Raw genomic sequence first — 11,876 nt, 5'->3', positions numbered from 1 at the left:
GTTATCAACACCCAATGAACGTTAGAGACCTATTAATACCATTTTCCGTTTCCTGTTTATTCCTTTTTATTCTTATAACCCAACCGCTTTTCGGGCAAAGCGACCGGAATGGTGAGAGAAGGTTAGGAAGCAGTTACGTAATTACCAATACCACCTTGATTCCATCACCGGGAAAAATCCTCCAAAACCAGCACATACTGTTTGAAGAGGGTATCATCACTGCTGTTGGTAAGGACCTTTCCATACCGGCAGCAGCTCAGGAAATCAAAGGAGATTCCTTATTTGTATATGCCGGGTTTATAGACATGGCCAATAAAACAGGAGTGGTGGAACCCACCCTACCTGAAAAACCGGAGGGGTTCGATCCTTCCAAGCCCATGCCGGAAATTGCGGGCATTCATCCGCATTTTAACGTAACGGAGTATTATCAACAATCAAATCCCCATGATAAGGCCTGGCGTAAGTTAGGGTTTACCCTGGCGCAAAAATTACCCCTGGGTAAAGGAATGCTTCCAGGCACCTCTGCCTTGGTAATCTATGGGCAAGAGGGTAAAAACAACCTGATCGCCGAACACCAATCGATCTACTTCAAATTTAGTACGGTTGGTGGGGTATACCCCAATACCAACCTGGGTGTCATGGCTACCTGGAGAGACCTTATCCAAAATGCCCGTCTGTACAAAAAACATCTGGAAATGTATGCAGCGAATCGGAACATCAGCCGGCTGGAGAAAAAACCTGTTTTAGAGGCATTGATGCCCGTTATTAACGGTGACATGCCTGTTCTTTTGGAAATTTCCGATGAACTGGATATCCGGAGAGCCCTGAAAATGAAAGATGAAAATGAATTTCGATTAGTTCTTACCGGAATCAATGAAGGAGACAAACTCATTCCGCTGCTGAAGGAAAAGAAAGTAGGTGCAGTCCTTACCTTAAATTTGCCGGAGGATCCTTCTTCAGAAATTCCTTCAGGTGAAAAAAGCGAGGACTTTGAAACCCGAATGGATAGAACCAAAGGAGCGTACAAGCAATCCTTGGCGCTGGCAGGGAAATATGAAGCGGCGGGCATTCCTTTCGCGCTTACGACCAAACATTTACCGAGAGGAGATTTTTCTAAAAATTTACAACTTATGGTTGAAAATGGCCTCAGTAAAGATGGAGCACTAGCAGCATTAACCGTAAACCCGGCAAAATTACTCGGAATAGACGATAGAACCGGTACTATTTCTGAAGGGAAAATGGCCAACCTCCTGATTATGACCGACACGCTATTTACAAAAGGGGCTGCCATTCAGATGGTGGTCAGTGATGGCTACGTGTTTGATTATTCTGAAAAGCCCGAAAAAGGATCAAAGGAAGAGGCTACCTGGGAGTATGAGGCTGAAACGCAAGGAGGGAAATCAACGGGTACCTGGAAAATCAATCTAAGTGACGGAAAATGGACCGGGACCATTACCTACGAAGATCCGCAAGGGCAAGGGATGAAAACCTCCTCGATCGAAGATGCCGTTATTACCGAGGAAAAAATGCAATTTTCTTTTACCGTATCGGTGGGAAGCGATAAGCTCGACGTAGAGGTCAGTGGAAACCTATCGGGAAAAAAATTCACTGGCGATATGAAGATAATTGGATATGGCACTTTCCCCGTGAAGGCTGTCAAGAAGGATAAACCGGAAAAGAGCAATGGTTAGAAAAATACTAGTTTCAATAATCATCCTGACCCTTTTTATAGGTACCAGTCAGGCTCAGGAGATCGAAAAGGGTGACGTTTTCATTCAAAACGCACATGTCATCACCATTACGGACGGAATTAAAGAAAATACCGATGTATGGGTCAAAAATGGGATCATTCACCAGATTGGAAATCAACTTCAGGTTCCCAGGGATGTTCCTGTCATCGATGCCAGCGGAAAATTCCTCATGCCGGGAATTATTGATGCGCATTCCCATGTGGCCCTTGGAGCTATTAACGAGGCCAGCAGCCCGATCACAGCAGAAGTAAAAATGGAGGATGTGATCGATCCTTTTGATATAGGGATTTACCGGGCACTGGCAGGCGGAACGACTATCTCTCACGCCATGCACGGTTCCGCCAATGCCATTGGGGGGCAAAACATCACACTGAAGCATCGGTACGGCACCTTTAATCCGGATGAATTGGTCATGGAGGAGGCTCCCCGAACCATAAAATTTGCCTTAGGAGAAAATCCAACGCGGGTACACGGAAGGGGCAAAAACCTACAACCCCGGTCCCGAATGGGGGTTGAAGCCGTGATCCGAAATGGTTTCGAAGAAGCCCTTCAATACAAAGAAAGCTGGGAAGCATGGAATAAGGTAAAGGACCAGAAAAATAACCGGCAGGTACCCCCTACTTTTAATTCCAGGCTAGAGACGCTGCTGGATATTCTGGATGGGGAAATCATCATTCATTGTCATTCCTACCGGGCAGATGAAATCTACATGCTAATCCAGGTCTGCCAGGACTATGGTATTGATAAAATTGTGTTTTCCCATGTAAACGAGGGGTTCAAAGTAGCCCCCGAACTAGCCAAATACACAATGGGAGCATCGGTTTTCTCCGATTGGTGGGCTTACAAATTCGAAGTGTATTATTCCACGGCCTACAATGCCGCTATATTAACCAAAAACGGTGTGATTACTTCCATCAATTCGGATTCTGCTGAATTGATCCGGCATTTGTACCATGAAGCCGCCAAAACCCAACGGTATGGTGGCCTATCCGATGAAGAAGCATTGGCGTTGATTACCATCAATCCTGCCCGACAACTGGGCATTGATCAATGGGTAGGTTCCATTGAAGAGGGTAAGCAGGCCGACCTGGTGCTGTTTGATAAGCATCCCCTATCCATTTATGCCATTCCACAGATGACCTGGGTAGATGGAATCAAGTATTTTGATCGAGAAGAAGATAAAACAGACCAGCGATTGAAAGTAGATCCGGAAGAGACGCTGGAACCAATGTTTCTCCATGCAGATCATATCAATTGCATGAGCGATGTAGATTTCTATTTTACCGGATTTGGTCGTAATCTTTTTGAACACAATCATTAGTCTCCCCTGCTAGTTTCACCATGAAAAATAAGATATCCATACTATTCCTTTCCCTGCTATTACTCCATCTACCCCTCTTTGCACAAATTGATGGTGAAGTAATCAAGGCGTTCAAGGGAGATTTTCTTTTGAAGAATGCTCGTATATACACCGTCTCCTCAGAAATACTGGAAGGAACTGATCTATTGATTCAAGACGGTAAAATAGCCGCCATTGGCAAAGGATTACCGGAGGAAAATCACCTGGTTATCGATTGTTCTGGCAAACGCCTTTATCCGGGATTTATTGACAGTGGTACCAGTCTTGGACTGGTGGAAGTCAACTCCCTTCCGGAGACGCAGGATTACATGGAACTGGGCAAAGTAACTCCCCAGATGCAAGCGCTGACAGCCGTCAATCCCAATGCTGTGGCCATACCCGTCACCCGGGTAAGTGGTGTCACCACCGTGCTTACCCAACCTCGGGGTGGTTATTTCCCGGGAACCGCTGCGCTGATCCAGTTGAATGGCTACACGCCCGATCAGATGGATGCCGGTTTCCGTGCCGTATTGATGAATTTTCCCTCGGCGGCAAAAGCAGGTGGCTATGATAGCCGGTCTGCCGAAACCATCCAAAAAGAAGCAGAAAAAGCAGTGGAAGAAATCGATGCTATTTGGGAAAAGGCGAGTACCTACCACCAAATTCAGGAAAAGGGGGGAGAAGTAGACTATTACCCGGAAATGGCGCATCTTGCCAGGGTGGTGAGCGGAGAACTACCGCTATTTATTGAAGTGAATGCCGCCAAAGACATCTTAAGTGCCCTTGAATGGGTGAAAGACAAGGAAATCGATGTCGTCTTTACAGGAGTCGCCGAAGGATGGAAAGTGGCCGAAAAACTTTCCGAAGCAGGTATCCCTGTGATAACCGGACCTGTATTGGCATTGCCTACGAGGAAGTCAAATGCCTACGACTCGTCCTATGCCAATGCTTCTGTCCTTCAAAAAGCTGGCGTGAAAGTGACGATCCGAACTCAGGATACCGAAAATGTACGAAACCTTCCTTTTCATGCAGGTTTTGCCGCTGCTTATGGAATGGGAACGGAAGAAGCTCTTAAAGCGATCACGCTACACCCTGCAGAGCTATTTAATGTAGCAGACAAATTGGGATCCCTTGAGGTGGGTAAAAATGCCACCTTATTCCTTGCCGATGGCGATCCCTTCGAACCTAAAACCCAAATACACCAGGTATTCATTGATGGATATAAAATCCCCATGACCAACCGGCATATCCGGTTATACCAGGAATTTTTAGACCGGGAAATGAAGCCGGAGAATTGATGCAATTTTTTCACTAATTGTCCCTTTTTAGTTACATTTGATTAAATTATTAAGGTAATTTTATGAAAAATTCGTTTTTGTTATCCATTGTCCTTGTTTTGATACTCTTCTCTTGCCAGGCACCCATGCAAGAAGAAAGGGTTCAATCCATCATCGATTCCACCAGAGCGGATTTTGCTCCAGATAAGCGAATTGCACTGTTTGATATTTACTGGGAAAAGGGAACGCTCGCAGGAGAAACCAATTTACCAGAAGCCCACCAGGCACTGTTAAAAAAACTCGCCGCTGATAACCTACCTTTTAAAGACAGCATTACCCTGCTACCCGAATCCGGATTGGGTGAAGCCACCTTTGCTTTAGTCACCAATTCCGTAGCAAATATTCGTAGTGAACCCAAGCATTCGGCGGAACTGGCCACGCAAGCCTTGATGGGCACTCCGTTGAATATCCTGAAGGAATCGGGTTCCTGGTACCTGGTTCAAACCCCGGATGATTACATTTCATGGGTGGATGCAGCAGCCATTGTCCCCATCGACCAAAAATCCCTGGATGACTGGATGGGTAAGGAAAAGGTGGTGGTCACCGAGATGATTGGTAATGTCTACGCGGATAAAAATCAAGAAGGTATTGTAAGCGATATCACGGCTGGAAATGTATTGGAAATAGTAGAACGCTCTCCGCAGGGCTATCAGGTAGTATTGCCCGATGGAAGAAAGGGGTTTATTGCTGACGGGATGGCCGTTCCCTACGAAGAATGGATAAACAGTCGAAGTACTGATGATACCTCTTTGGTCCAAACGGCAAAAAGGATGATGGGTTCCCCTTACCTCTGGGGAGGTACCTCGCCCAAGGGCATGGATTGCAGCGGTTTTACAAAAACCATTTACTTTCTTAATGGGATGGTGATTCCCAGAGACGCTTCCCAGCAAATCCTGGAAGGCGAACTGATCGACAGCGATAAAAATTGGGAGAATTTAGAGATCGGAGATTTGTTGTTCTTTGGCGTTCCCGCCACTGAAAACAGTCGGGAACGAGTGGTTCATGTGGGCATGTGGATTGGAGATAATCAATTTATCCATTCCAGAGGCAGGGTACGGATCAGTAGTTTTGATCCAAATGACGAAAACTACGATGCGTATGAGTTGGGCCGTTACCTTCGAACCAAGCGAATTCGTCAGAACCCAACAGAGCGAATTGTATCTGTCAACCAAATTCTTAATTAACCATGAAGAAATTAGCGTTAATTTTTGCCATTTTTTTTTATACGGCATGGGGATATTCACAAGTGGAACGCCTCGATGGATTTTCTTCCATTGACAGCAAGGCTCAGAACGAACTGGAGGAGCATTTTATGGAATCCGTCCATTTTGCTAGTTTCAAAACCCATTTGGCCACCATTACCCGGCACCCCCATATTGCCGGAACCAAAGCAAACGAAGACGTGAGAGACTATATGGTCGAAGTCATGGATGCCGCAGGTTGGCAAACCAAATTGTATCCCTACGATGTTTACCTGCCCAATGACCCCGGCCGATCACTGGTAGAAATAGTTACTCCAAAACGCAGCCCCCTGAATCAACAGGAATACATTCTGGAAGCAGATACCTTTTCCAGGCATCCGGAACTCAAGAAAGGCTGGAATGCCTTTTCCGGATCCGGTGACGTAACCGCTGAGGTAGTTTATGCCAATTACGGAACCAAATCCGATTTTGAGAAACTGACCTCCATGGGTATTGATTTGAAAGGTAAACTCGTCATCGCCCGTTATGGTCAGAACTTCAGGGGCTATAAAGCGAAATTTGCCGAACAATATGGCGCAGCTGGATTGATTATTTATACCGACCCGGAAGACAGAGGCTTTACCAAAGGGCTGGTGTATCCGGATGGCCCCTTTTACAACGAGAGTGCCATACAAAGAGGCTCTCTGCTGACAGAAAGCTTTACCGGCGACCCGCTAACCCCTTTCGAGCCCGCGCTGCCGGTATCGGGAAAAACAAAAATAAACAGGCTGGACCCTGAAGATACGCAATTACATACCATTCCCGTGACCCCCATCCCTTATGGAGAGGCAGCAAAAATATTGAGCCAAATGAATGGAAAGCCTGTTCCTGCGGGCTGGCAGGGAGGGTTGCCCTTCACCTATCGCCTGGAAGGTGGGCCCCAACTCACCGTAAGGCTGATGGTGGACCAACCCATTGCTTTAGTACCGATCTACAATGTAGTTGGTACCCTGAGGGGAAGTACCTTCCCCGATGAATGGATCATTTTAGGATGTCATTACGATGCTTGGGCATTTGGAGCCACCGACCCAAACAGCGGGACTTCCATGTTGCTGACCCTTAGCGAAGCCCTGGGCAAGCTCGCCCGGGAGGGAAAGCACCCCAAACGCTCCATCCTGATCGCCCACTGGGACGGGGAGGAACATGGAGTTATCGGATCGACCGAATGGGTAGAGCAAATGAAAGAAGAATTGGGGGCGAAAGCAGTTGCCTATCTGAATTTTGATGCGGGCGTATCCGGAAGAAACATCGGAGGCTCCGCCGCACCAAGTCTGAAAAAAGTCATGGTAGATGCTGCCCAGCAAGTAAGCTACCCGGATTCATCCAAATCCGTGTACGAAGTGTGGAAAGGAAACCAGGAGGAGCCAAGTATCGGAAATTTGGGTGGAGGGTCGGATCATATCGCTTTCTACATGCACACGGGCATTCCTTCCCTTAGCGGCGGCGCAGGTGGGCCCACGCTGTATCATACCAACTACGATGATTTTTATTTTTACGAGCATTTTTCGGATCCCAGCTTTCAAATGGGGGGAACCATTGCCCAATGGGCCGGTATCATGGCACTGAGATTGGCTAATGCCACGTTGATTCCCTATGATGTAAGCCGATACGCCAAAGATCTCACTTTGCATATGGGCGATGCAAAATCCCGTATTGCAGAGTATGCTCCGAATTTTGATGGCTTTACAGCTACAAAACAAGCCCTGGAAAAACTGGATGCTGTCGGTAAAGAAACGGAGGTAAAGATTAGGGATGGGCTGGAAAGAGAGTCGTTGAGCTCCGGGGTGATCTCACGGGTTAATAGCGAACTGTTACGCCTGGAAAAAAGCTTTCTGCTAAAGGAAGGCATGCCCTTCGGTAATTGGTACAAGTCCCTTTATGCTTCCACAGACCCATATAGTGGCTACGCTTCCTGGATGTTACCTGCCATTCAGTACGAAATTTCGAATGAATCCACTACAAATTTTGAGAAATTGGACCGGCAATACGAAGCGGCTATTCAACAATTAATAAAGAGTCTACAGCGTATCGGGGCAGAATTGGAAAATGACTAGGAAGGGGTAAACGACCCCTTTTGTAGACTCCCCTTAAAACGTTGGTGAAAAGGATCTCCTGGCGGGAGTTCCCTTTTGCGCAAATTGGAACATCGCAAAAGATTAATCTTTTCCCGGCACCCTGCTTCCCCGATACAATTCAAAAACCAGCAAGCGGCAGTCAATCGTGCCATTGTAAAAGGGTATCCTCCTTTTGGGCTTTAAACCGATTTTTTTACCCAAATCCAAATTACCAGTAAAAACCAGGCCGGTATAGCCCGGACAACGCTGCTTCATAAAATCACCGATTTCCCGATAGGTTTCTTCCAGGGTTTCCGTGTCCCCTAGCCGCTCCCCGTATTCGGGATTCAAGAAAAGAATACCCTTTTCGGTGTCGGGAAGCGTTGTTTCCCGAAAATCACATACCTCAAACTGAATCAAATCTTCCACCCCGGCAAATCGCGCATTTTCCCTACTGGCGCTAATGGCCCGCTCACTAATATCAGATGCCAGCAAGATAAGGTCTTCAGCCGGTTTGATCTTCGCCTGCAATTTTCCCTTCAATGCGTAATAGACCCCCGCATCGTACCCTTTGATGTACATCAGAGCATAGTCATCTCTGTATAAGCCTGGATAGCGATCAGTAGCCATCAATGCCGCCTCGATGGCGACGGTCCCAGAACCGCACATGGGGTTGACAAAAGGGCTTTTTCTATCCCAATTCGAAGCCAACAGGCATGCCGACACCAGCGACTCCATCATAGGAGCTGCTCCAGGTATTTTCCGGTAACCATGTTTGATCAGCGTATCGCCGCTGGTATTGATGTACAAACTAGCCTCCTCCCCTTTCCAGAAAAATTGAAACACTGCTTCGTTTAAACTGGAACCGGAATCAGGTCTTACGCCAAATTTTTCCCGAAAACGGTCCGCAATGGCATCCTTAATTTTTACATTAACAAAAAGGGGATTGTCTACCGAATCGTGTTTGACATTGCTGATGACCGAAAAATAACCGTCTGTATCAATGAAATCTTCCCAGGGAAGGTCTTTTACCACTTTATACAGATGCTGAACATGATCCAAAGTAAAGGAATGTATTTCATATAGCACGTGGCTGGCCGTTCGCAAATGCATGTTGAGAAAAATGCAATCGTTTAGACTTCCGGTCAGTTCCACATGGGTCCGAAACACCTCCGAAGGTGCAAAACCCAATTCAATCAATTCCGCTTCTAAAAATGGGGCATTTCGATCGTAGCAGGTCACCACCAGCCTGCCCGCCTTCTCAAAATCTATCATATAGCAAATATACCGCAAATAGTATTCATAAACCCGGTACTGCGGTTTAGTTTTTGGTTGTTCCCAGTGCATCCAGGGCAGCACGGTGCTCCTCCGGATGATTGACGTTTCTGAATTCTCCGGTATCGGGAGCCTGTAGCAATTCAATGGCTGAATTGATCAGGACTTTTCGGGGACAACTGTATCCCTGACTCAAAAAACGCAGCAAGACCGGATATGCCCGAGGTTCCCACAGGGTTATCAGGGGTTCAGGAAATTCGCCTTTGGGGTCCAGAAAGGCGGTGGCCAGTTTGGAAGGATTTCGGTGTGTAAACAAATGAGACAAGGTGTTTTCGGTAAGAAAAGGCAAATCACAAGCTACCGTCATCCAGGCCGATTCCGGCTTTTCCATAAATGCCGACACCAGGCCCCCAAAGGGCCCCAGGTCCAGTATTTTATCTGCAATCACCGGGTAATTATTCGCCAGGTCTTTGGCCTGAGCCGGATTACAGGAAAGATAAGTTTCCTGACAAAAAGGCTTGATTAATTCCAACATGTGGTCCTTCTGGCTTTGTCCGTGATAAGCCAAATCGGATTTGTCCCGACCCATCCGGGTACTTTTGCCTCCGATCAGTACCAGTCCATTTACGCTGGGAATTTGGGATTTTAAAAACCCTGCCACAAAATCGGTTATTTTGGCTACATCCTCGAAGGGCAAAACAGGTATGGATTGCCAATCTCCAAGATGCTCCTTGACTGCATTGGGTATTTCGGTGACACCTTCCTTTAGTAGGATCAGGCTTACAGTGGTTAGCTTATGCAGCTTCTTATCCATGGGTTTCCCCGGATCTATGACCAGTATCTGATTGAGTGCCTTAAAATGGTTGGCATTGATCAGGATCAGGTCCTGCCGGTTAAACCATTCCCTTTGTTCAAATACAGAGGTATCCTCGAGCCGCCTGTCCAAGCGCTGGAAGACGATTTTATCCCGGTATTCGATTACGCCCGGCGTTTGCATCAAACTATCCGGTTCGCCCTTGCCCTCCTTCAACTGGTCTCCTTCTTTGTGATCTGCATCCACATAGACCAGGCCCAAGCCAGGACAGAGGTTCCGGATAAGCTTACCAGCAAGTTCCTGAATCTGACCACAGGAAGTACCCAAAATACCTAATTCGACTCTTCCGTAGTCTCCGTAGCCAGGTCGGGCCAGTGAGGCATGCTTTTGGTGTTTACCGTTTGAAGTCACGCTTTCCTCCTTTTTTTTCTTCCAATTTTATATCTTGAATAACGATGTCATGAGACATTGCTTTGCACATGTCATAAATGGTCAGGGCCGCCACCGAAACACCGGTCAGGGCTTCCATTTCCACGCCGGTTTTACCTGTAACCTTGGTGCTGCAACGGACGATGACCTCCGAATCATTGAGTACATCTACGGTCACTTTGCAATCATCCATTCCCAACGGATGACACAAGGGTATTAATTCCGCTGTTTTCTTTGCTCCCATGGTGCCTGCAATAATGGCGGTTTGAAATACTGGGCCCTTTTTGGTCATCAACTCTGTCCCTTCGGTTAGTTGTTGCAGAATTTGCTTGCCCAGAACTACCCGGCAGGAGGCAATTGCCAATCGCTGGGTCTGGGCCTTTTCTCCCACATCTACCATTGCCGGAAGGCCGGTTTTTTTATCCAGATGAGAAAATTCGTTATCACTCATGGTTTGTATCTTTCAGGTTCCCGAAAGGGTCCCTTTTTTCATTGTTTGGTGGGTTTCCTTTATAAAATCAATCGCAAAGTCCACATCCTTCTTCGTCGTTGATTTCCCCAACGAAAGTCTCAAGGTAGCAACAGCTGTTTCGGAATCCAAACCCATGGCCCGAAGCACATGGGAGGGTTTGTCGGTAATGCTACTACAGGCAGAGCCCGAGCTTACCGCCAGGTGTTTATTGATGCGAATTAAAAACGGTTTACCCGGAACACCACGAAACGAAATGTTGCAGACATGGGGCAGTCGGGAATCACGGGCACCATTCAGGTGAGCTCCTTCGATGGTGAGCAGCTCCCTTTCCAATTTATCCCTGAGTTCAGCTAACTTTAAAGCGTCGGAAGGAAATTCCACTCGTGCTAAATCAGCCGCTTTTCCCAATCCCACAATTCCCGGAACATGCAGCGTTCCACTACGTCTTCCTGTTTCCTGTCCTCCTCCTGTAATTTGGGACTCCAGGGCAATTCCCGGCTTGGACTTCCTTAGGTAAAGGGCTCCTACTCCCTTTGGTCCATACATTTTATGTCCGGAAAGTGCCAGCATGTCGATGCCTAATGCTTTCACATCTACCGGTATTTTTCCAACTGCCTGGACGGCATCGGTAAAAAAAAGGACTCCCCTCTCCCTGGCAATCGCTGCCATTTCTTTGACAGGATGCAGGTAACCGGTTTCATTGTTGGCCAGCATAGCAGCCACCAATACCGTTTCGGCTTTAATGGTCTTTTTTAGCAAGTCCAGCGATACGGCTCCATCCGTTTGTACGGGAAGATAGGTGACCTCAAAGCCTTGTTTTTCCAGCACCTGCATGGTATCCAGGACCGCTTTGTGTTCGGTTTCCAGGGTGATCAGGTGATTACCTTTTGATTTCAGGCCAGCAACCGCTCCCCTTAGGGCTAAATTGATGGCTTCGGTGGCTCCGCTGGTAAAGATAATTTCCTTGGGGGCCGCACCAATCAGGCCAGCCACCTGCTCCCTGGCCACTTCTACTGCCTCTTCTGCTACCCAGCCAAAGGGATGCTGTCCGCTGGACGGATTGCCAAAATGCTCCGAGAAAAAGGGCAGCATTTCCTCCACTACGTCGGGATGACAGGGAGTCGTCGCATTATAGTCCAGGTAGATGGGATACTTCATGCAGCG

Annotated in this window: 9 protein-coding genes; 5 read left to right on the top strand and 4 right to left on the bottom strand. The window is 47.3% G+C overall.

Features of this window, described 5'->3' with window-relative positions; all coding sequences use genetic code 11:
* Nucleotides 1–14: 14 nt before the first annotated feature.
* From GJQ68_RS00760 to GJQ68_RS00740, 5 genes are all read left to right on the top strand, one after another.
* Nucleotides 15–1,691, top strand: a complete 1,677-nt coding sequence (locus tag GJQ68_RS00760; protein WP_162415405.1) for an amidohydrolase family protein — start codon at nucleotides 15–17, stop codon at nucleotides 1,689–1,691.
* A complete protein-coding gene (locus GJQ68_RS00755) occupies nucleotides 1,684–3,072 on the top strand; it encodes an amidohydrolase family protein (RefSeq protein ID WP_162415404.1) in 1,389 nt (462 codons plus the stop codon). The genes GJQ68_RS00760 and GJQ68_RS00755 overlap by 8 nt, the downstream gene beginning before the upstream one ends.
* A gap of 20 nt (nucleotides 3,073–3,092) precedes the next feature.
* Entirely contained in the window at nucleotides 3,093–4,388 is a 1,296-nt protein-coding gene (locus GJQ68_RS00750) for an amidohydrolase family protein (RefSeq protein ID WP_162415403.1), read from the top strand.
* A 62-nt stretch (nucleotides 4,389–4,450) separates the two neighbouring features.
* A complete protein-coding gene (locus tag GJQ68_RS00745; protein WP_162415402.1) occupies nucleotides 4,451–5,611 on the top strand; it encodes a C40 family peptidase in 1,161 nt (386 codons plus the stop codon).
* Nucleotides 5,612–5,613: 2 nt separating this feature from the next.
* Nucleotides 5,614–7,722 carry a M28 family peptidase gene (locus tag GJQ68_RS00740; RefSeq protein WP_162415401.1) on the top strand — a complete coding sequence of 703 codons (2,109 nt, stop codon included), beginning with the start codon at nucleotides 5,614–5,616 and terminating at the stop codon, nucleotides 7,720–7,722.
* Nucleotides 7,723–7,824: 102 nt separating this feature from the next.
* Here the strand turns inward: GJQ68_RS00740 and GJQ68_RS00735 are convergent, their stop codons facing one another.
* The 4 genes from GJQ68_RS00735 to GJQ68_RS00720 are packed head-to-tail and all read right to left on the bottom strand — an operon-like array spanning nucleotide 7,825 to nucleotide 11,870.
* Nucleotides 7,825–8,997: a THUMP domain-containing class I SAM-dependent RNA methyltransferase gene (locus tag GJQ68_RS00735; RefSeq protein WP_162415400.1), complete on the bottom strand. Its 1,173-nt coding sequence runs from the start codon at nucleotides 8,995–8,997 to the stop codon at nucleotides 7,825–7,827.
* 46 nt (nucleotides 8,998–9,043) lie between these two features.
* Nucleotides 9,044–10,222: an NTP transferase domain-containing protein gene (locus tag GJQ68_RS00730; protein WP_162415399.1), complete on the bottom strand. Its 1,179-nt coding sequence runs from the start codon at nucleotides 10,220–10,222 to the stop codon at nucleotides 9,044–9,046.
* Nucleotides 10,206–10,691 carry a cyclic pyranopterin monophosphate synthase MoaC gene (gene moaC, locus GJQ68_RS00725; RefSeq protein WP_162339786.1) on the bottom strand — a complete coding sequence of 162 codons (486 nt, stop codon included), beginning with the start codon at nucleotides 10,689–10,691 and terminating at the stop codon, nucleotides 10,206–10,208. The genes GJQ68_RS00730 and moaC overlap by 17 nt, the downstream gene beginning before the upstream one ends.
* Nucleotides 10,692–10,703: 12 nt before the next feature.
* Nucleotides 10,704–11,870, bottom strand: a complete 1,167-nt coding sequence (locus GJQ68_RS00720; RefSeq protein ID WP_162415398.1) for a cysteine desulfurase family protein — start codon at nucleotides 11,868–11,870, stop codon at nucleotides 10,704–10,706.
* Nucleotides 11,871–11,876: the final 6 nt, after the last annotated feature.

It is taken from the genome of Cyclobacterium roseum (assembly GCF_010119225.1).
Taxonomy (GTDB): Bacteria; Bacteroidota; Bacteroidia; order Cytophagales; family Cyclobacteriaceae; genus Cyclobacterium; species Cyclobacterium roseum.
This window is presented reverse-complemented; position numbering and strand designations above follow the sequence as displayed.

What these genes read in the sequence shown, in the direction of transcription:
- GJQ68_RS00740 (WP_162415401.1), top strand. Translation starts at nt 5,614, where the DNA reads ATGAAGAAATTAGCGTTAATTTTTGCCATTTTTTTTTATACGGCATGG.
- moaC (WP_162339786.1), bottom strand. Translation starts at nt 10,691, where the DNA reads ATGAGTGATAACGAATTTTCTCATCTGGATAAAAAAACCGGCCTTCCG.
- GJQ68_RS00735 (WP_162415400.1), bottom strand. Translation starts at nt 8,997, where the DNA reads ATGATAGATTTTGAGAAGGCGGGCAGGCTGGTGGTGACCTGCTACGAT.
- GJQ68_RS00760 (WP_162415405.1), top strand. Translation starts at nt 15, where the DNA reads ATGAACGTTAGAGACCTATTAATACCATTTTCCGTTTCCTGTTTATTC.
- GJQ68_RS00745 (WP_162415402.1), top strand. Translation starts at nt 4,451, where the DNA reads ATGAAAAATTCGTTTTTGTTATCCATTGTCCTTGTTTTGATACTCTTC.
- GJQ68_RS00720 (WP_162415398.1), bottom strand. Translation starts at nt 11,870, where the DNA reads ATGAAGTATCCCATCTACCTGGACTATAATGCGACGACTCCCTGTCAT.
- GJQ68_RS00755 (WP_162415404.1), top strand. Translation starts at nt 1,684, where the DNA reads ATGGTTAGAAAAATACTAGTTTCAATAATCATCCTGACCCTTTTTATA.
- GJQ68_RS00750 (WP_162415403.1), top strand. Translation starts at nt 3,093, where the DNA reads ATGAAAAATAAGATATCCATACTATTCCTTTCCCTGCTATTACTCCAT.